This window comes from Kineobactrum sediminis, from assembly GCF_002868715.1.
Lineage (GTDB): Bacteria > Pseudomonadota > Gammaproteobacteria > Pseudomonadales > Halieaceae > Kineobactrum > Kineobactrum sediminis.
This window is the reverse complement of record NZ_PKLZ01000003.1, coordinates 432,384-452,987: the sequence shown is the minus strand read 5'-3', so window position 1 is coordinate 452,987 and position 20,604 is coordinate 432,384. Positions and strand designations below refer to the sequence as shown.

18 protein-coding genes are annotated in these 20,604 nt (G+C 59.2%); 7 read left to right on the top strand and 11 right to left on the bottom strand.

The annotated features are described in order from the left end of the window. Nucleotide 1: 1 nt before the first annotated feature. The 4 genes from CWI75_RS07330 to CWI75_RS07315 are packed head-to-tail and all read right to left on the bottom strand — an operon-like array spanning nucleotide 2 to nucleotide 4,112. Complete coding sequence (locus tag CWI75_RS07330; RefSeq protein ID WP_101520819.1) at nucleotides 2-796, bottom strand: SDR family NAD(P)-dependent oxidoreductase; 795 nt, start codon at nucleotides 794-796, stop codon at nucleotides 2-4. Further along, entirely contained in the window at nucleotides 793-2,214 is a 1,422-nt protein-coding gene (locus tag CWI75_RS07325) for a DUF3482 domain-containing protein (RefSeq protein WP_101520818.1), read from the bottom strand. Before CWI75_RS07325 ends, CWI75_RS07330 begins: the two co-directional genes overlap by 4 nt. Next, the gene (locus tag CWI75_RS07320) at nucleotides 2,214-3,620 is read right to left on the bottom strand and encodes a DUF2868 domain-containing protein (RefSeq protein WP_101520817.1); all 1,407 of its coding nucleotides are present in this window, start codon (nucleotides 3,618-3,620) and stop codon (nucleotides 2,214-2,216) included. The genes CWI75_RS07325 and CWI75_RS07320 overlap by 1 nt, the downstream gene beginning before the upstream one ends. A 54-nt stretch (nucleotides 3,621-3,674) precedes the next feature. Continuing rightward, nucleotides 3,675-4,112, bottom strand: a complete 438-nt coding sequence (locus CWI75_RS07315) for a nitroreductase/quinone reductase family protein (RefSeq protein ID WP_101520816.1) — start codon at nucleotides 4,110-4,112, stop codon at nucleotides 3,675-3,677. Nucleotides 4,113-4,237: 125 nt separating this feature from the next. On the opposite strand from CWI75_RS07315, the gene CWI75_RS07310 reads away from it, so the two are divergent. Beyond that, nucleotides 4,238-5,161, top strand: coding sequence for a helix-turn-helix transcriptional regulator (locus tag CWI75_RS07310; protein WP_101520815.1), 924 nt, complete (start codon nucleotides 4,238-4,240; stop codon nucleotides 5,159-5,161). On the opposite strand, the gene CWI75_RS07305 is transcribed toward CWI75_RS07310, so the two are convergent. From CWI75_RS07305 to CWI75_RS07295, 3 genes are read right to left on the bottom strand one after another with little or no spacing between them, the layout of a single operon-like run. Continuing rightward, entirely contained in the window at nucleotides 5,158-6,150 is a 993-nt protein-coding gene (locus CWI75_RS07305) for an NAD(P)H-quinone oxidoreductase (protein WP_101520814.1), read from the bottom strand. The two genes, CWI75_RS07310 and CWI75_RS07305, sit on opposite strands and share 4 nt — an antisense overlap. 53 nt (nucleotides 6,151-6,203) lie before the next feature. Continuing rightward, nucleotides 6,204-6,956: a slipin family protein gene (locus tag CWI75_RS07300; protein ID WP_101520813.1), complete on the bottom strand. Its 753-nt coding sequence runs from the start codon at nucleotides 6,954-6,956 to the stop codon at nucleotides 6,204-6,206. Next, on the bottom strand, nucleotides 6,953-8,407 hold the full coding sequence (locus CWI75_RS07295) for an NfeD family protein (RefSeq protein WP_101520812.1): 1,455 nt from the start codon (nucleotides 8,405-8,407) through the stop codon (nucleotides 6,953-6,955). The genes CWI75_RS07300 and CWI75_RS07295 overlap by 4 nt, the downstream gene beginning before the upstream one ends. A gap of 118 nt (nucleotides 8,408-8,525) precedes the next feature. Between CWI75_RS07295 and CWI75_RS07290 the strand changes: the two genes are divergently transcribed. The 6 genes from CWI75_RS07290 to CWI75_RS07265 all read left to right on the top strand — a co-directional run bounded on the left by CWI75_RS07290 (nucleotide 8,526) and on the right by CWI75_RS07265 (nucleotide 14,610). After that, complete coding sequence (locus CWI75_RS07290; RefSeq protein WP_101520811.1) at nucleotides 8,526-9,077, top strand: Tll0287-like domain-containing protein; 552 nt, start codon at nucleotides 8,526-8,528, stop codon at nucleotides 9,075-9,077. Nucleotides 9,078-9,181: 104 nt separating this feature from the next. Continuing rightward, a complete protein-coding gene (locus tag CWI75_RS07285; protein WP_101520810.1) occupies nucleotides 9,182-10,150 on the top strand; it encodes a magnesium transporter CorA family protein in 969 nt (322 codons plus the stop codon). 81 nt (nucleotides 10,151-10,231) lie between these two features. Further along, nucleotides 10,232-11,854 (top strand): WS/DGAT/MGAT family O-acyltransferase, encoded by a 1,623-nt coding sequence (locus CWI75_RS07280; RefSeq protein ID WP_101520809.1) that lies wholly within the window; start codon nucleotides 10,232-10,234, stop codon nucleotides 11,852-11,854. A gap of 94 nt (nucleotides 11,855-11,948) precedes the next feature. Next, nucleotides 11,949-13,121, top strand: a complete 1,173-nt coding sequence (gene msrA, locus CWI75_RS19005) for a peptide-methionine (S)-S-oxide reductase MsrA (protein ID WP_101520808.1) — start codon at nucleotides 11,949-11,951, stop codon at nucleotides 13,119-13,121. 68 nt (nucleotides 13,122-13,189) lie between these two features. Next, nucleotides 13,190-13,990, top strand: a complete 801-nt coding sequence (locus CWI75_RS07270; protein ID WP_101520807.1) for a transglutaminase-like domain-containing protein — start codon at nucleotides 13,190-13,192, stop codon at nucleotides 13,988-13,990. A gap of 161 nt (nucleotides 13,991-14,151) precedes the next feature. Beyond that, complete coding sequence (locus tag CWI75_RS07265; protein WP_101520806.1) at nucleotides 14,152-14,610, top strand: ATPase; 459 nt, start codon at nucleotides 14,152-14,154, stop codon at nucleotides 14,608-14,610. Between the two features lie 24 nt (nucleotides 14,611-14,634). On the opposite strand, the gene CWI75_RS07260 is transcribed toward CWI75_RS07265, so the two are convergent. From CWI75_RS07260 to CWI75_RS07245, 4 genes are all read right to left on the bottom strand, one after another. Then, on the bottom strand, nucleotides 14,635-16,161 hold the full coding sequence (locus CWI75_RS07260) for a S10 family peptidase (RefSeq protein WP_101520805.1): 1,527 nt from the start codon (nucleotides 16,159-16,161) through the stop codon (nucleotides 14,635-14,637). 95 nt (nucleotides 16,162-16,256) lie between these two features. Then, on the bottom strand, nucleotides 16,257-18,398 hold the full coding sequence (gene ppk1 / locus CWI75_RS07255; RefSeq protein WP_101520804.1) for a polyphosphate kinase 1: 2,142 nt from the start codon (nucleotides 18,396-18,398) through the stop codon (nucleotides 16,257-16,259). A 127-nt stretch (nucleotides 18,399-18,525) separates the two neighbouring features. After that, nucleotides 18,526-19,755 carry a nucleoside recognition domain-containing protein gene (locus tag CWI75_RS07250; RefSeq protein WP_101520803.1) on the bottom strand — a complete coding sequence of 410 codons (1,230 nt, stop codon included), beginning with the start codon at nucleotides 19,753-19,755 and terminating at the stop codon, nucleotides 18,526-18,528. After that, nucleotides 19,755-20,579, bottom strand: coding sequence for an alpha/beta fold hydrolase (locus CWI75_RS07245; RefSeq protein ID WP_146003558.1), 825 nt, complete (start codon nucleotides 20,577-20,579; stop codon nucleotides 19,755-19,757). Before CWI75_RS07245 ends, CWI75_RS07250 begins: the two co-directional genes overlap by 1 nt. Nucleotides 20,580-20,604 lie beyond the last annotated feature (25 nt).

Here is a 20,604-nt window from a genome sequence, read left to right as displayed (position 1 = left end):
CCTACAGGGTTGAACGGCCCAGCAGCCCGGTAAGCCTGCGCACCAGCCATTTCGGTGTTGCGCGGGCGGCCACGGTGGCGGCCAGGTTCAGGGTACCGGGCACCACGATCGCCTGCCCTTTCAGGCAGGCGCGCCATGCTTCCCCGGCTACATCCTGCACATCCGAAATCACCATTGACGGCAGGTTCTGCAGGGCATTGGAGCTGGCCTGCGCCTGGAACACCATATTGGTGGCGGTGATACCGGGGCACAATGTCGTCAACGTCACCCCCGAGCCCCGCAATTCCTCCGCCAGCGACTCCGACAAAGACAACACGTAGGCCTTGGTGGCCGCATAAGTCGCCAGGCTGGGAATGGGCTGGAAAGCGGCAATGGACGCCACGTTCAGGACCCGGCCACTGCCGCGCGCCACCATCGGCGGCACAAAATGCGCCAGCATATCGGTGAAACCCACCACATTGAGCTGGATCATCTCCTGGTGCTGCGCCGGTAGCATGGCATTGAAGGCACCGTGCTTGAGCACCCCGGCATTATTCACCAGGATATCCACCTGCAGTTTCCTGCGCTTGAGCGCCTGGAACAATTCCCCGGCACTGCCCGGGACTGCCAGGTCGGCGGGCAACACCGTCACCGTAACATTGTGCTCGGCCCCCAGCCTGGTCGCCAGCGCTGTGAGCTTGTCGGTACTGCGCGCCACCAGGATCAGGTCATAATCCTGGGCCGCAATGATGTTCGCCAGTGATTCACCGATACCGGAGGACGCCCCGGTAATCATCACCGTTTTTCTCATACTCATCGTAGTGCACCCCGGGTTTGCGCATCGCGCTGCAGACAGATCTGTTCAATCAGCGCCGCCAGTGCCTGGCGTCGCTCGTGTACTTTCCTACCCTTGCGAATCTCCGCGAACAATCGTCCCAGGCGACGGCGCAGGCTGTCATCCAGCGCGGCCAGCAACTGCCCCTGCAGATCCAGCGGGCTGCGATCGGCGTGGGTCCGGCTGCACAGCATTTGATGATGCAATAAGGCGCGGCCCAGCACCACAAAGGGAAAATTGAGATTTTGCGTCGGCCCATAACTCAACTGCTTGCCGCCGGTGGGGATACCCTTGACGGTGATCTGGCCGATATCGCCCGCATACCGCAGCGCCGCGATACCGGAGCCGGCGGCACCCAGTGCGCCGGATACCAAAGTGCCCAGGCCGCCCAGCAGCCCCCCGGTCGCGCCATCGATGAGCAAACCGGTGCCGCCACCCACTACCGCGCCTGCGGAGGTGGCCACCGCCGCCAGCGAGCGCTTGTCCAGCCCCCACAAATACCAGTTCTCGACATTGAACAACTCCGACTCTTCCAGCGCCAGCCCCTCTTCCGTGCGGGTCAGGGTAGTGTAATTGAACACTTCCTCCACCTGGCGCCGGCACTCGCGCTCGCGGGTCGCCAGGTGCTGCCGGTAACGCTGGAACAGAAGCGTTTGCACGGGCTCCAGGGGCAATCCCTCGGGTACGCGCTGGGACGTCTGGAAGGTGATGGTCTCCACCAGCAAATCGGTGATCAGCAGGCTGGCCGAATGGTGCTGGCGGCGGCGCTCATCCCTGAGCACTTCCACTGCCCGGGTTAACGGCTGTCGCCAGTCGGGGTCCAGGTGGCCGAATAATTCCAGCAGCTCCAGCTGCTTGGTGAGCTCGGCGCGCTGTGCATCAAACAGGCGCACGGTGCGAAAAAACTGGCCCAGGCCGGCAAACCACTGCTCCGCATAATCGTCGCTGTCGATGGGATTGATCAGGGCCAGGCTGGGGCGACCGGTCCAGCGCAGGATCTCCATTTCCGCTTCATAATCGGCGCCAAACGGTACTGAGCCATCCACCACGTAAATGATCCCGGCACCGTCGACAATCGGCTGCAGCAGTTCGCACTCATCGTGAAAGCGGGGATCAGTGCGATGGGTCTCTACGAATTCGCGTACCGCAGCCGGCCGCGAGGCGGCGTCGATACTGTGCGCCTGCAGCCACTCCAGTACCGCTCGCGCGCGCTGGATACCCGGGGTGTCCACCAGTACGTACAGGGTTTCGTTATCCACGCGCATCGGGAAACTGCGGGCGCTGCTGGTAGAGCCGGCACGGGCATCGATGAACACGGTGTCGTCCCGTGCCAAAGTGGCGACGATGCTGGACTTGCCCTTGTTCGGGCGCCCGACTACCGCAAAGGTGGGTGTGGCCATCAGTTCTCTACCCGGTTCAATAATTGCACATCCACGCTGGCGAAGGGCAGTGACCGTGCGAAGGTACGCCAGTCCTCAACCTTGCGGTGGGGAGTGGCCCTGCCGGGGAGCGGCACCAGCAGCACGGTACAGCGCGGCACTGTCGCCAGGGCCGTCAGTAGATCCCGCAGTTCCGCCATCGGCGGCTCCCAGCCCTTCACCAGTAACAGCACGCGATCAAAACGCTTCACCGGTAGTGCCTGCAGGCGGCTGACATCGTCGCGCTCGCTGGCGCTGCCGATGGCGACTATGTGCCCCGCATCCAGCATCACCAGTTCCTCGAATTGCTGCGGGCTGTCTGTGCCCAGGGCATTGCCATAGTTCACTACCAGCAGGCGTTCGTCGGTACCGGTTACGGTGGGTGCCGCCCTCGCGACAGGCGTTTGCGTGGGTGCCGCAGGGGTATCGGCCTCTCCCCGGGTACGCACCAGCGGCGCCTGCATCCTGGCCAGTACCAGTTCGGCGCCCGGGTACTGGCGAAAACTGCGCGCCAGCAAGCGTCGGGACAGTACTTTCGACACCGCCCACAACAGCAGCCGCGGCAACAGTGCGTACACCAGCAGGCACAGGGATAAGAAGGGCCACCAGCCACGCATGCTTTCGATATTGGCCTGGTCGAGATTGATCAGTGCGGGATGGATACGGCTACTGGCGAGTACCTCAGGGGGCACCGTCGCGGCTGGCAACAGATCCGCCCAGGGCCATGCCAGGGTATCCATCACAGTCTGCACCAGGGGGGTGCCGGGATTGAATGTTGACCCCCAGACAAAGCTGAATTCGCCCAGTGCCGGCAGCACTACAAACGCCAGGATCGCCGCCAGGGTAAACAGCGCACCCAGTTCCTGGCCGTAGCGTAAAAACAGCATCCGTAATACGGGCTGCGCCTCCCGCAGGTAGCGCTGGTCAGGCAGGCTGCGGCTGACAATCCAGCGCCCGGGATGCAGCGGCAGGCTCATTGGCACATGGCCACGCACCGTGCGCCACATCATCACGGCGGACAGCAGGCTCAGCAGTAATTGTGCCAGTACGAACACTGCGAGTAACAGGAACACATTAACCAGCGCGCGATCACTGCCCAGCAGAAACCCCGCCATGGCGGCAAAGCCGGCGATTAACGCCAATGCTCTCGCCATGGTGGCGGCGGCCGCCTCCGACAACAGGCGATGGCTGCCGGCTGCCGGCGGCGACACCCGGTCCAGCCACTGTAAAAGACGCCCCTGGTCGGTGTCCGCGCTGCACTCCCGGGCAATCGCCCTGTCCCGCTCCCGCAGCACCGCCACCGGCTGCTCCCTGTCCCGCTCCAACTGCCCCGCCAGCCGAAACAAATCCGCAAGCCCGGGCTTAACTGATGGGGTCAGGTCTCGCATTGTAGCAACCAGGTTAGGACTGATGGGGTCAGGTCTCGCATTGTGGCAACCAGGCTAGGACATCGCCGCCGCGTCACTCTGCTCCGGGGTAAGCACCACCAAGGGGATATGGCGCTTCGCCGTTGCATGGTACCCCGCCCAGTGCGCGTTGTAGGCATGCGCCAGAGGCATGAGCCGCGCCTCTTCCTCACCTCGGGCAATGTGCATCTTTACGGGGATGTGCTTTTTTCCACCCTCAACTTCCGCGTGCGGGTTAGCCTGCAGATTCAGCAACCACGCGGGTGGCGTTTCGCTACCGCTGTTGGAGCCGTAAACCACGAAACGCTCGCCGTCGGCCATGTAAACCAGCGGCGTAGTGCGCAGGGCCCCGCTCTTGCGCCCCCTGGCGTTAAGCAACAGGACGCGCCGGCCCGCACCAACGCTACCCATGATCAGGCCCCCGCTGGCCCGGTATACCCAGGTGTGGAACTTGCTGAAGGTTTTATAGTTCATGATGTCATTGCCCCGGGGCCGGAAATTTGACGGATTGATACAGGTTACCACGGCTGCGGTTGAAGTGAGCAAGGATGCTACAATGCGAGACTTGACCCCATGGCTATAATCCCAAGGTTGCTACAATGCGAGACCTGACCCCATCCGTAAATAAGGCAGAAGTTGCCGGGAAAGGCGCGTGGCCCATTCGCTGGGATTTGCTGGTGCGCTATCGGTTTATTGAGACGATCGCGCTATGGGAGGGCCGACTGACGACACGGCATTTGTGTGAAACGTTTGGTATCGGTCGCCAGCAGGCGAGTAAGGATATCAATCACTATATCCGCGAGATCGGGCCCGGCAACCTGGTCTATGACATGTCACTGAAGGGCTATACCCCGGCGGCGGATTTCATGCCGCGGGTCACCCAGGGTATGGCCGATGAATACCTGCACCTCATGGCACGCAACAATGAGCTGTCCAATGTGTTTGAATCCCTGGCGCTGAATGTTGCCAACGTGGAAGTGCTGTCGGTTCCCGTGCGGGATGTCAAACCGGAAGCGCTGCGGCCGATCATGCAGGCGGCGCGCCAGCAACGGCGACTGGAAGTGGATTATGTATCGATCCATAACCCCGACCGCGAGGGCCGTATCATCGTGCCGCATACCGTTGTCTATACCGGCCTGCGCTGGCACGTGCGCGCCTGGTGCGAGAAGAACCAGGAGTATCGCGATTTCGTGCTCAGTCGCTTCCGGGACATTCCCGATATCCTTGGCACGTCTCCCCACGGCATCGAGGGCGACGCGGAGTGGAATACCCGGGTGACCCTGCGCATTGTGCCCGACCCGCGATTGCGCGCGGACCAGGCCAGCGTGGTCGCTGCCGACTATGGTATGCACAACGGCGCACTCGAGATCACCATCCGCGGCAAGCTGGTGCCCTATGCATTGAAGCTGCTGCACATCGATCCGGGTGAAGCACAGGATGACCCGATAGCACAGCAGATTGTGGTGGAAAATCGCGAGGCGCTAACGCCGTGGTTATTCGCCCCGAGTGGCCGCCGGGATTAAGAGTGCCGGTGGCCGATCTCCAGGATGATTTTGCCGATATGGCGACTGCTCTCCATCAGGGCGTGCGCCTGGGGCGCCTCTTCCAGGGGATAGGTCGCGGCAATCACTGGCTTGAACTCCCCTGTTACCAGCAGCGGCCACACCGTGTGCCGCAGGCTGGTCGCAATCCCGGCCTTGGCCTCTGCGGACTGCGGACGCAGGGTTGACGCCGCCAGGGTCAGGCGCTTCAACAACACCGGCACAAAGTTAACCGTGGCTTCAAAGCCGCCCTGGTAGGCGATATTGATGATCCGCCCCTCCACAGCCGCAAGCTCGATATTGCGGTTGATATAGTCGCCGCCCACCATGTCCAGAATAACGTCCACGCCCTTGCCGCCGGTGACCTCTTTCAGTACCTCGACAAAATCTTCGTCCCGGTAATTAACGGCGCGCACGGCACCCAGCTCTTCACAGGCCGCACATTTTTCATCGCTGCCGGCGGTGGCGTACACCGTGGCGCCCAGGGCGCGGGCGATCTGGATTGCCGTGGTGCCGATACCGGAACTGCCGCCGTGCACCAGCAGGGATTCCCCCGGACGCAGCCGGCCGCGGTCGAACACATTCGTCCACACCGTAAAGCAGGTTTCGGGCAAACCGGCTGCCGCAGTCAGGTCCATGCCCTTGGGCACCGGCAGGCACTGGCCGGCAGGCGCCACGGCGTATTCGGCGTAACCGCCGCCGTTGGTCAGCGCACAGACCCGGTCACCCACCTGCCACTGCTGGACATCACTGCCCACCGCCGCAACAATACCCGCAACCTCGAGACCAGGCAGGTCAGACGCTCCGGGTGGCGCAGGGTAAAGCCCGCGGCGCTGCATCACGTCGGGGCGGTTTACACCCGCCGCCACCACCTCGATCAGGACGTCCCCTGCACCAATATCGGGCGTGCTCCGCTGCGCCAGATGCAACATCTCCGGCCCGCCCGGTGCACTTATTTCAATACAACGCATAACAACGTCCCTGTTTGTTGGTTGGTTGGTGTGCCCGCGCAGCCGCGCATTCCTCAGCTGGTGAGCTTCTTCATGATGTCAGCCGGGAACGGGAAAACGATGGTCGAACTCTTTTCACCACCGGCAATCTCCACCAGCGTCTGCAAGTAACGCAGTTGTATGGCGGATTCCTCGGTTGCCAGGATCTTCGAGGCTTCGGCCAGTTTTTCAGCGGCCTCCGCTTCACCCATGGCATGGATGACCTTGGCGCGACGCTCGCGTTCCGCCTCTGCCTGTTTGGCAATGGCGCGCACCATGGTCTCGTTGAGATCGACATGCTTGATCTCGACATTGGCCACCTTAACACCCCAGGCCTCGGTCTGCTTGTCCAGGATCACCTGGATATCGGCATTGAGACGATCGCGTTCCGCCAGCATATCATCCAGTTCATGCTGGCCGAGTACCGAGCGCAGAGTGGTCTGCGACAACTGGCTGGTCGCCTCAAGAAAATTTTCCACCTGGATGATGGCCCGCTGCGGATCCATCACCCGAAAATAAATCACCGCGTTCACCTGCACCGACACGTTATCCCGGGAAATCACATCCTGGGTAGGTACATCCATTACCACGGTACGCAGGTCTACCCGCACCATTTGCTGCAGTATGGGGATAAGGATGATCAGGCCGGGACCTTTTACCTGGTAAAATCGGCCGAGCATGAAAATCACCCCACGCTCGTATTCGCGCAATATCCGGAACATGGATATTACCAGCCCGACTACCAGTACTATTAATACACCGCTGAATGTTTGCATATCGAACATCATGTCGCGTCTCCCGGTTGCTTGCCCGCGGCCTGTTTGCGCACTTCCGCGGTCAGGCCATCAATTGCCGTTACGGTCACCTCGTCATCAACTTCCAGCGGGGTATCGGCGCGCGCCTGCCACAACTCGCCGTCCAGCAATACCCATGCATGGTTGTCATCGACACGCGCCACCTTGCCGGTCCTGCCAATCAGGTACTCCACGCCGCTCACCAGTGACGCGTGGCGCGCTTTCATGAGTAGTCCCAGGGCGAATACCAGCAGCCCGACACTGAATACGGTAAGTGCCACAATGATGGGCAGCGCAATTTGAAAAGCAGGCAGACTGGTATCCATAAGCATCACCGACCCAATGAGAAAAGCAGTAGCACCACCCAGTCCCAGCACACCAAAACTGGGCGCAAAGGCCTCCGTTACCATGAGTGCCACCCCCAGCAGGATAAGGCCGATACCGGCATAGCTTACCGGCAACATCTGCAGCGCGTACATGGCAATCAACAGGCTGACGGCACCGACAATGCCCGGCAGCCCCACACCGGGATTGTAGAACTCCATGATCAGGCCATAAATACCCACCAGCAACAGCACATAGGCCACATTGGGGTCGGTGATGACAGACAGGAAGCCGGTGCGCCAGTCCGGCGCCTGGTAGTGAATGTCCTGGCCCGCGGTGCGCAAGGTTACCGTCTCGTCCGCAAGCGACACCTGGCGTCCATCCAGTTGCGCCAGCAAATCCTCAACGGAGTCTGCCAGCAGTTCAATCACGCCCAGCTCCAGGGCATCCTCCGCGGCGATGCTGACACCCTCGCGCACCGCCCTTTCTGCCCACTCGGCATTGCGCCCGCGCATCTGCGCAAGGCTGCGAATGTAGGCCACTGCATCATTGATGATCTTGCGTTGCATGGCGGTACCCTTCAAGGCCCCCTGGGCAGACTCGTCCTCACCGGCTGCGGCGGGTTCCTCACCGGACGGTTGTTCCCCGGACGACTCTTCTCCTGACGGTTGCTTACCGCCAGGCTGCTCGCCACCCGGAAAGTCGGGAAACTCCGGTGTACCGCCCATTTGTACCGGCGTGGCCGCGCCGATATTGGTGCCCGGCGACATGGCCGCGACATGGGTGGCGTAAAGCAGATAGGTGCCGGCACTCGCCGCGCGAGCCCCACTCGGGGCGACATAACCCGCAACCGGTATGGGCGAGGACAGGATCGCCTTGATCATGTCGCGCATGGCGGTGTCGAGGCCACCGGGCGTATCAATGCGCAGTACTATAAGATTGGCATCCGCCTCTACGGCCTTGTCCAGCGAACGCTGCAGGTGATCTGCGGTGGCCGGGCCGATTCCGCCGCCGATATCAATGACCCAGACTTCAGCGCTCACGCCCAATGAAAACAACAGGCCCCACAACAAAAGGAAGCTGCGGGCAACGTAACCGGCACGGTTTATTGGTATCCTCATGTAACCAGTATAAGACAGCTGACTGTGTCCGTTAAGGGCGCCACTTGAGCCAGATCATGAGTCCGCTATCCGATTTTCGCTATACTGCAGCCACATATACGATGAAAGGTTGTCAACAATGTTCAGGATTTTACTGGTCCTGCTAGGCGCGAGCGCGGCCATTACCCTGGCCAATAATACTACCGGTACTCGCGAATCAGAGGCCCGGGACCTGGTGCGGCAGTTTGTTGGCGAGCTCAAACCGGCGCTGAAAACGGCCATTCAGGAAGGCGGTCCTGCACATGCTGTTGACGTCTGTGCGACCCTTGCGCCGGCAATCATGGATGAGCTCAGCAACGAGTCCGGCTGGACTGTGCGCAGGGTGAGCCTGCAGCCGCGCAACCGCAATCGCGCCGTACCCGATGAATGGGAAGCCGAGGTACTGAAAACCTTTGACGCCCTGCAGGCCAGTGGCCAGCCCCCGGCGACCATCAACCACGGCGCGGTTGTTGATGGTCGCTATCGCTACATGCAGGCCCAGGGCGTCGAACCCCTGTGCCTCAACTGCCATGGTGAGACGCTGTCCGAACCCGTACGCCAGGCACTGCAGACCCATTACCCCGAGGACCAGGCCACAGGCTATAGCCTGGGCGAAGTGCGTGGTGCCATAAGCCTGATTGAACCCCGTTAAACCACACGGAACACCCGGACGACCGCCCCTAAACCATTAGAGCCTGTTGCGTAATTCAGTTAAGCTGAAATTCCAGCATAGAGCATTAACAGGGTTTATCCGCAATGATGAGAGCCAAGTTGCTATCGGCGAAAGGCCACTACCAGTCCGGCGACGAAACACTTGTCAACCAGTGGCATGAGCAGGCAGGCAGCACCCTGTGGCTGGATATAGAGGGCGAGCTTGATGAGCAGACCCAGGCACTCTTGTTGTCGCTGGGGTGCGACCCCCTCTCCCTGTTTGATTCCACCCGGGTTCGCCATCCCCCGAAAGTTGAGGAGTTTGAACACAACACCTACATCCTGTTCCGCGGCATAAGTCACTTTAATGACGAACTGGAATTGCAACCGATGCCCGTGGGCATGTGGATTGGCAAAAGCCTGCTGATCACCGCGCACCCCGGCAAGGCGGTAAGCGTGGCGCATTTCTGGGATGCGGAGGAACAGCAGAAATTGCTGGTGACACCCAATATTCTCGCCCTGCGCATTCTGCATTATGTAGCGGGGCGCTACCTGGACAAGCTGATGGAGTTTGAGGACACCCTCGCCAGGCTCGAAGACTCTTTACTGCAGGACCGGACCGATACGGTGATGAAGGAGCTGATTGTCTACCGGTCGCGCTTGCGCAAACTGCGGCGTATCTTCAATTACCACCAGGCGCTTGCCGAGCAGATTCTGCACAACGGTACCGTGCATCTGGGCAGTGGCAAGGATACCAGCCTGCATACCCGCAGGGACCTGTTTGACCGCTGCGAACGCCTGCATACATTGTGCAGCATGTATTACGAACTGTGCGGCGACCTGGTGGAAAGCCATATCTCCATCACGTCGCACCAGCTCAATAACACAATGAAGATCCTCACCATCATTACCGCGATTTTCGTACCACTCGGGTTTCTGGCGGGCGTGTACGGCATGAACTTTGAATACATGCCGGAACTGCAATTCCGCTATTCGTATTTTATCCTGCTGGGGGTAATGGCAACCTGTGCCGGCACCATGCTGCTATTGTTCCGCCGGCTCCGCTGGCTGTAACAGTCGCGTCATCGGGCTTCCACCATGAAGGTTTAGCCGCTATTGTGATTGCTGACACAATAATAACAGGGACTGATTTCCATGCGTGCAGTTAACCTCGCCGACGCCGGCTTCCTCTATCTTGAAAAACGCCAGACACCGATGCATGTGGGTGGCCTTAGCCTGTTTACATTTCCCCAGGGCGTTAACCGACACCGGTTCCTGGGCGAATTGCTGGAGGTCTTGCGTACCCAGGAAGAATATCGCAGACCATTCGGGGAATTTGTCACCAGTGGCCGCGCCGGTCCGCTTGGCCCACTGTACTGGGAGCATGATACCCACCTGGACATCGACTACCACGTTCGCCACTCCGCCCTGCCCCAACCCGGTCGCTATCGCGAACTGTTCATGCTGGTCTCCCGTTTGCACAGCAGCCTGCTTGACCGCAGCCGACCGCTGTGGGAAATGCACCTGATCGAGGGTTTGCAGGGTAACCAGTTTGCCCTGTACAACAAGACTCATCATGCCGCAGTGGATGGTGTGTCTGCGATGCACATGACCAACGCGATGTACTCTTCAAAGAAAAGTGCGCGATCCGAGCACTCGCCCCTGTCGAGAGCTACCTACGAGCGGTACAAGCAGAGCAAGCTCAAGCAGCAGGCTGTCCATGTGGATCTCAAGAGTAAAGAGATGCGCACTGTGATGGAGGCCATGCGCCAGCAGTTTGATACCACCACTAACCTGATGAGCGCGTTCCGCAGGTTCGGCGGCGCCTTTTTTGGTCGTAGTGGCAACCTGTCAGTCCCCTGGCACCAGATTCCACATACCTCCATCAATACCCGGGTCAGTGGCTCCCGCCGTTTCGTCGCGCAGTCATTTGCCTTTGAGCGGGTACGGGGGGTCTGCAAGGCGATGGACGGTACCATTAACGACATCGTTTTAGCCATGTGCTCGGGAGCATTGCGCCGCTACCTCGCCAGCCAGAAAGAGCGGCCCACGCATTCACTAAAGGCCATGGCACCGGTATCCCTGCGCGACGATGATGACCTGGACTCATCCAATGCCGTGGGTTTCATTACGGCGGACCTGGCCACCAACGTGTTTGACCCGGAACAGAGGATACGCAAAATCCAGGCCTCGATGGCCGCCGGCAAAGCGCTGTTGCAGAGCATGACCCATGCGGAAGCCACGCTGTTCATGCAGCTCACCCAGATACCGGTATTACTGACCTCGGTCCTTGGCCTGGCGGGCAAGTTTCCCGCGTTCAGTACGGTAATCTCCAATGTCCCCGGCCCCAGGGAGCAATTGTACTGGAACGGTGCAGCCCTGGAGGGCATCTATCCCGCCTCGGTAGTGTTTGACGGCTTTGCCATGAACATCACCCTGGTCAGCTACAAGGACCAGCTGGATTTCGGCATTGTCGCCTGCCGCCGTTCAGTGCCCCAGGTTCAGCGCATGATCGACTATCTGGAGGAGTCGTTACAGGAACTGGAGGAAGTGGCCGGTATCAGGACCGTGCCCGGCAAGCGGCGCCGCGAACGAACCGGGGCCCCCGCTGTCAAAATAGCAGGCGAGGCAGGAGCGGCGGCGTCACCAAAAACCAAAACCATAACCAAAACCAAAACCAAAGCGAAAGCGACAGCGAGGGCAAAAACTGCTGCCCCCAATAGCACCCGAACCAAAGGCACCGCCGGCGTAAAACCAAAACATGCGCCTCCTACCTGATAATCGGGAAGCAGGGAGCCCGTAGCCCCTGAGCAGGGATAATCCGATCCCGGCAACACCGCGTATGAAGCGTTATCTCCAGGAGGTATACGTGATGAAAAAACACCTTATGATCGCTACCACAGCGATTCTGTTCGCGCTTCTGGGTGGACAGACACTACAGGGAGAATCTGCCCGGAAGGTTTCCCAATACGCCCCGGCCAATTCAGCAGCACTGAATGTTGCCACCTTCGCCGGCGGCTGTTTCTGGTGTGTGGAGGAAGGTTTTGAAAAAATACCCGGGGTAGTGGAAGCCGTTTCCGGCTACAGCGGCGGCAAGGAAAAAAACCCCACCTACAAACAGGTGGCCGGCGGTCGTACCGGGCACACCGAAGCCGTACAAGTCTATTATGATCCTGATGTCATTACCTACCAAGGCCTGTTGGCGGGTTTCTGGCGCTTTATGGATCCCACTGACACTCAGGGCCAGTTTGTCGACCGCGGGCGACAGTACCGCCCCGCCATTTTTTACCACAATCCGGAACAACAGCGTCTGGCGGAAGCGGCAAAGCGCGCTCTTGATGAATCCGGACGCTATGACGAGCCGGTGAAGATTGAGATCACACCACTCACTGCATTTTACGACGCCGAGGAATACCACCAGGATTACTACAAAACGAATCCACTCCGCTACAAATTCTACACTTACAATTCGGGCCGCTACCAGTTCATAGAGAAAGTCTGGGGTGATGAACAGGAAGTCGATTTCAGTCAGTTCAAGCCGCAATCGGGAGCCGCGGCAAACAACGCCCGCGAGAAGCAATCGGCTCGCGGCTTTGACCCCGCGTCATTTACCCGGCCGGAGGACAGCGTACTGAAAAAGCGCCTGACCAGGGAACAATATTATGTCGCCCGGGAAGACGGCACCGAACGCCCCTTCAATAACGCCTACTGGGACGAAAAACGGCCGGGAATCTACGTGGACATCGTATCAGGCGAGCCGCTGTTCTCGTCCAGGGACAAATATGTTTCCGGCACGGGATGGCCGAGCTTCACCCGGCCTATTGCCCCGGAGACTGTGGTGGAGAAAGCAGAGCGCAGGTTTTTCATGTCCCGTACTGAAGTCCGCAGCAGCTTTGCCGATTCCCACCTGGGCCATGTCTTCGAGGATGGTCCCGCGCCCACCGGGCTGCGCTATTGCATGAATTCCGCGGCCCTGCGCTTCGTTCCACTTGAAGACATGATTGCCGAAGGTTACGGTGACTACGTGGAAAGCGTGGTTAAATAACGCGTAATACCATTCGGCGTTTGCTACAGTGGTCGCATCGCCCTCCTCTTCCGAAGCAGGCTTTCCCCATGTGGTTCACTACCAGCTGTGACCTGTCGTTCGACATTATCGAGCCCACCCCCTTCATGCTCATGCTGCGACCCAGGCGCGGTCCACAGCAATGGGTTGCCCGGGAAGAGTATCGATTGTTGCCGAGCGTGCCGGTCGCGGAATTCACCGATGGTTACGGTAATTACTGCCAACGGCTGGTGGCGCCGCCGGGGCCGTTCTCCATTCGCGCAGCCGCCGAGGTCATGGTCCCTGATGTGGTCGCGATTGCCCCCGGGGCACCGTTTGTCCCGGTGCAGAACCTGCCGGACCAGGTGCTGAGCTTCCTGCTGCCCAGCCGTTACTGCGAATCGGACCGGTTTTTCACCATGGCCAGCGAAATCACCGCAGGGCACCTGCTGGGCTATGACCAGGTTGCCGCCATTGAAGACTGGCTGCGTAACACCATCCGCTATCTGCCCGGCAGCAGCGAGTACCCGGAATCGGCGGTGGAGGTCAACCAGCGCCAGTCGGGGGTATGTCGCGATCTGTCGCACCTGGGCATCGCCCTCTGTCGCAGCCTGAGTATCCCGGCGCGTATGGTCGTTGGCTACCTCTACAACCTGCAACCCATGGATATGCACGCCTGGTTTGAGGCCTATGTCGGTGACCGCTGGTACACCTTTGATGCAACCCAGAGCAAGCGTGAGGACGGCTATATCGTTGTTGGCTACGGACGGGACGCGGCGGATGTCGCCATTTTCAACCAGTTCGGGCTACCCGTTAACCAGAGCGTTCATACCATTCGGGTAGAGCGCTGCGATAATCCCTCCACAGCCTGAGCAGAAGCCACCACAGCCGCCATGACTTGCTTGACCTCGCTCAAGCAAGCATCATTAGCGCCCGGGAAAATGCCTCATGCAGTACCATGGGGCTGGAATCGCGTGTATAAACTCGAGTCAGGGGGAAAACCACCCTGCCAGACCGCCCAAAAGAGGACCCTATGAAAATAGAAACCTTCCAGCACCTGATTGACTGGTCGCGCCAGTTGCACCAGCATCTCGCCCACAGCCTCTCCACCACGTCGGATAAACAACCGGACCAAAGGGCGAAGTGGCTGCAGACTTACCTGGCTGACCATGAAACCGAGCTGGAAAAAATGGTAGCCCGCTTTGAGGAACAGGCGGACCCCAAGCTGCTGGACACCTGGATTTTCAACTATATCGCCAGCTCCCCCTTCGACACCGGCATCACCTACTGCCCGCTGTATTCCAACCAGAGCTTTGAGGATATCTGTAAAAGTGTTTTCAGCATGCATAACCAGCTGATCGAGCTCTACCGTTTTCTCGTTGCCAAAGCGGATATCCCCGAAGCCGAGGAGCTGCTAAAGGAACTGCTTGACATGGAGGTACATGAAACCATGCTGCTGGCGCAACAAAGCAACCGCATGCACGATCTTTAGCGCCGACGACCCGCCCGCAGACGACTAGCGGATAAAATCCGCCAGATCGCGCTTGAACTTGCCCAGGGATGGCTTGTGCAGGTACATCATATGGCCCGCTTCGTAATAGGCCTCGGTGATGTTTCCACGCAGTCTTTCCGGCAGCTCCATATGATCGAGAAAATAGCGCGTTGCACCTACCGGTGTCGCCAGGTCGTAGTAGCCCTGTTGTACCAGCAGGCGCATGTTGGGGTTCTGGGTCATGGCGTAGGCCAGGTCGACCGCCAGATTCCCCACCGGCTGGTTGCCGATCGGCCCGGGGTGCTCGTGCTCCTGTCCCCAGTCCCGCCAGAGTCCGGCAGAGGTTACATAGTTCATGTCGGTTTCAACGCCCAGCACTTCCCGGTAATAGTCGTTGAAGGTTGCGACAAACGCCGGCCCCACCGAGGGGAAAAAGGGATCGTAGCTAAAACGCTCACCGATATGGTTGAGCGCATCGCCCACAAAACGCGAGTCGATACGCCCTACCGTTTTGCGCTGCTCGCGCAGTAATTCCTTGGCGAAGCGGGATTCGTCGATACGCAGGTTGGCGCGGTCCCAGTAATCGGCGCTGATGCCGGTGAAGCGCTGCAGACCCTCGAGCACAGTTTTGCGCTCTGCGGCGCTGGCGCGATGCCCTTTCAGCAATAACGGCGCGTAGACTTCCAGGGCAAAGGTTTCAGCTTCTTCCAGGAAAGTCTCCAGACTGTCGGGCCGGTACTCACTCACCTCGTGATACCACGCGGTGGACGCGTAAGTGGTGAGGTAATTAACGTAGGGCAGGTCGTTTGCCGTGCCCGCATTGCCAGCAACGTAATCCATATAAGGTGATACCAGAATCACGCCTTCAAGCGCAATGCTGTGACGGCTGAGCAGGTCGTAGGAGACGCCGCCGCTGCGAATACCACCATAACTTTCGCCAAGCAGGTACTTGGGCGATGTCCAGCGAGCGTTCACTGTGACATAGCGGGCGATGAAATCTGAAACAGTCCTGATATCGTTATCAACACCCCAGAAGTCCTCACTCTTGCCCTCCCCCACAGCGCGGGAAAAGCCGGTACCAACCGGGTCAATCATCACCAGGTCGGCCTTGTCGAGAATACTGTACTCATTGTTCTGGTAGCGAAACGGCCCGCTGGTATTGAAGGCGATGTCCTCAATGACAGTACGTTGCGGCCCCAGGATACCCATATGCAACCACATGGACGCGGAGCCCGGGCCCCCGTTATAGGCGAACATGATCGGGCGCTCGCCCTTGTCGGCCCCGTCGCGGGTATAGGCGGTATAACCATAGTGGGCGATCGGCTTGCCGTCATCGTCTTTCATGACCAGCGTGCCCGCCGTGGCGGTGTAGTCTATGGTTTTACCGTCTATGCGCACGGAGCCGGCATGTTCGACATGCAATGGCTCCGGGATATCAGGAGTAGCGGCGGCTTCCGGTTGCGCACCGTGCTCATCGGCATACGGCGATGAGGACAGGGTCAGCAAAGCGGCAAACATAAACAGCAGGGGATAACGCGAAGCAATGGCCATGGTGGGCTCTTCGGGATGAAAAAGGGCCGGGAGTCTACCAAAAAAGCCTGGGGCCTGCAGGACCGTCTTTATTACCAGAGGGCGCGCCCCTCCGATTACCGCCGCTTGCGGCGACGCTGTGGTTTCTTGGCCGCCAGCGGGGATCTGGGGTAGCGAGGCAGCTTGCCGGTACTCAGGTAGCGGTGAATCGATTCCTGGGAGCGGACAATAGCTGCCTTGTTGCTACGTGGTACAAATTCATTCAACTGGTGCTGGTCAATAATGCGCGCCTTCACATTGTCATACCACTGTTGATCAAGAATATCCTGCAGGGTTTTCTTGGCCGCTTCGTCATTAATGGGGCATAAAACCTCTACCCGGTAATCCAGGTTGCGGGTCATCAGGTCGGCCGAGCCCATCAGGTAGCGAGGGTTGCCACGATTATGGAATGCATAGACCCGGGGGTGTTCAAGATAGCGATCAACAATGCTGATCGCCTCGATGTTCTCCGAGATGCCCTTAACACCCGGTAACAGGGAACACATACCGCGGATGATGAGCTTTACCATGACCCCGGCCTCGGAGGCTTCATACAGCTTCATCACCAGTTGCCTGTCGACCAGGTTGTTGCACTTCAGGGTCATTTCCGCGCGATAGCCCGCACGCGCATTGGCGATTTCATGTTCTATCAGATGCAGTAATCCGGGCCGGGTACTGTGCGGGGACACCAGCAGGGAGCGATAGCGTGGTCGCTTGTAGGTAAACTGCAGAAAATCAAACACGTCATAAATGTCGCGGCCGATGCTCTGGTCGTAGGTCAGCAGGGTGAAGTCCGTGTACAGACGGGCCGTTTTCTCGTTGAAGTTACCGGTACCCACATGGCTGTAAAAGCGCTTTTTACCGTCTTCGCGGCGTTCGATCAGCAATAGCTTGCTGTGCACTTTCAACCCGGGAATACCAAAGATCACGTTAATGCCGTTTTCGGTGAGGCGCTGCGCCCAGCTGATATTCGCCGCCTCGTCAAAACGCGCCGCCAGCTCCACCACCGCCAGCACACGTTTGCCGTTGTGCACCGCATTCACCAGGGCATCGATAACCCTGGAAATCTTCGCCACTCGATACAGGCAGATCTTGATCGCCGTGACCTTCGGGTCCAGGGCGGCTGTTTTCAACAGGTCAATAATGTAGTCAAAGGTGTGGTAGGGATAGTACAGGAACACGTCCTTTTCCCGGATGTTATCAAACAGGCTACCGGGATCGTCCAGCCGGGGCAGGCGAATGGGCGGCAAAGGCCGGAACTCCAGGTACCGGGGGCCGACATTGGGAAAGGATATGAAATCCTTGGAATTGTGGTAGCGACCACCGCCTATCAGGCTGTCGTACTTGCCAAAGTTGAATCGTGTACACAGGTAATCGAGCAGCCGCTTCGGCATGGCCATGTCGTAGACAAAACGCACGGCTTCCGCCTTGCGTCTTTGTTTCAGGCTACTCTCCATCTTGTTGATCAGGCTCTCGGTGATACCGGGGTCTATTTCCAGTTCTGCGTCCCGGGAAAACTTGAAGCAATAGGCAGCCGCTTCATCAATCGGGAAAACCCCACGGAATGTCTGCTGCAGGCCGGCCCGCATGACATTATCGAGGGCAATGAATACCTTGCCGGACTTGCCCTTGCGCTGGGGTATCTGCACAAAGCGCTCAAGACGGTCAGTGGGCACTTCCACCACGGCATAGTTGTAGTTATCGCCGGAGCGGATATCCACGGCGAGGTAAATGGATTCGTCATTGAGCACCGGAATGGGTTGCGCGTCACGCAGCAGAATGGGTTCCAGCTCGGGCAGCACCGTCTCGGTGAAATAAGCCTGCACAAAAGCCGCCTGCCGGTCGTCAAGCTGACGCTCGTTGATCATGTAGATGTGCCGTGCCTGCAGATCCTTGAGTACCGCGTTATAGGTTATTTCGAACTGCTTTTGCAGTTCCCCCACCCGTTTCAGAATTGCCGCCAGAAGATCCTTGGCCTGTTGTTTGGAGGGCCCCTCCGATACGGTAATCAGGCGACGAACTTCCGCCACCCGCACCCGGAAAAACTCGTCCATGTTATTGGAAAAAATACCCAGGTAGCGCAATCGTTCGATCACCGGAACGGTAATATCCGCGGCTTCCTGCAACACCCGGGAATTGAACGACAACCAGCTCAGTTCCCTGGGAATAAACAGGCTTTCATCCAGGTCAGCCAGGCGTTTGGTCAGGGAAGTAGGCATCTTGCTCTCTTGCTGTGGAATAACGAGTTCGTATTTACTGCTATCTTGAGCAGTTTATCGTGCGGGTACCGCGTATACACGCCCTTTGTTGCCAACTCCGTATGAAGCTTTTATGACAGTCTCATACTCAGGTATAAAACCAGTAGGCGACCACAATGGCCGCGATAATGCCCACAGCGTCGGCTACCAGGCCACAACCCAGGGCGTGGCGGGCATGGCGAATACCCACCGCGCCAAAATAGACCGCCAGGGTGTAGAAGGTTGTTTCCGTGGAACCCTGCATGGTGGCTGCCAGCCGTCCCTGAAAGGAATCAACGCCATAGGTGTTCATGGTATCAATCATCATCGCCCGGGCGCCCGAGCCGGACAACGGCTTCATTATTGCGGTGGGCATTGCCTCAACCCAGCGGGTATCAAGGCCCAGCAGGCCAACGCCTCCGCGCAGGGCGTCCAACACCAACTCGAGTGCCCCGCTGGCGCGGAACACGCCGATCGCCACCAGCATCGCCAGCAGGTAGGGAATAATCGCTATCGCCGTCTCAAAGCCCTGCCTGGCGCCTTCGATAAAGGTTTCATAGACGTTCACCGAGCGCCGATGCGCAACCACCAGGAAGAGGATTATCAAACTGATAATCAGCAGGTTGCTGAGCAAACTCGACTGCCGCTGCAGTTCTGTCGCGGTAAGCGTGGAAAACCAGCCCACCAGTGCCAGCAACACGGCAAAGGCCGCGCCGAGATAGCCCAAAACGATGGTATCGCGCAGGCTGATACGTTGCACCCAGGCGGTAACCAGCAAGCCGGCCAGGGTGGAACACCCGGTGGCGATGAGGATGGGAATGAAAACCGAAGCCGGATCGGGCGCCCCCAGCTGCGCGCGGTACAACAGTACCGTTACCGGGAACAGGGTCACCGATGAGGTATTGAGTACCAGAAACAGAATCTGTGCATTGGTGGCTGTGGCGGGCGTGGGGTTGAGGCTCTGCAGGTCCTTCATCGCCTTGATCCCCAGGGGGGTGGCGGCATTATCAAGGCCCAGGACATTGGCCGACAGGTTTAATGTCATCGAGGAAATGGCCGGATGGCCAGGCGGCACCTCGGGCATCAGCCGGGTAAACAGGGGCGACAGCGCGCGCGCCAGTTTGGCCACCAGCCCCGAGGCCTCACCTACAGCAACGACGCCCAGCCACAGTGCCATCAGGCCGATCAGGCCTATTGCCAGCTGCACCGACAACCCCGCCATATCAAACAGCGCTGCTACCATGCGCTGGAATACTTCCGCATCACCGCCAAACAGCCACTGATACAGTGCACTGACAAAGGCCAACAGGAAAAAGCCCAGCCAGATGCGGTGCAACATCAGCGCGGCTGCCGCGCCAGAAAATCAAGCACCCGTTCCGCCGTCAGGTCCGGGTATTCAAGGGGGAACAAGTGTCCACCCGGCAGTGTGTGCAGTTCCGCTTTGGGTTGCAGCCGCTGCCAGCGTTGCAGGCCGGCAGCCGACAGAATGTCGGAGGTTTCGCCACGTATCCCCAGGGTAGGCACGCGCAGTCGCAACAGGCGCGGCCACACCAGTGGCAATGACGAATAAACCGCTGCCTCCCAACCGGCCGGGTACGCCAGTTCCCACTCACCGTGTTCGCCCTGGCGGATGCCGGACCGAATGTAATCCCACAGCACCTCGTCATCAAAGCCGCTGAAAGCGCGCTTGCCCCGGTGGAAATCGAAGGCGGACTGGACATCCGTAAAGCGGTCGGGCCGGTTCAGAGCCCGACGTATCATCGGTATTTTCTGCAGGCGACTGCGGGGCGTCATATTCAATCCCAGCGCAAGGCGCGTTTTCACAAACACCGGGTCCAGCAGGATTACCCCGCGAAACAGTTCCGGCCGCCTGATCGCCGCCAGCATCGCCACCACCCCACCCAGGGAATGTCCCATCATCCACACCGGCGGGCTGGCACTGCGTTCCAGGGTATGAATGAGGTCATTGGCGAACTGATTCCAATCGGCCCGCACGGGCGCCGGTTGCCGCGACCAGAGGGGGCGATGCCGATAGCCGGTTACTGCGTACTGGGCTGCCAGGCGGTCCAGCAAACGGCGGTAGCTGCCGGGTGGGTAACCGTTGGCATGGGCAAACAATAACGGTTCACCACTACCCCCAAATATTTCCAGACGATCCTGCATGCTCTGAACCTTGCCCCCGCTTTGT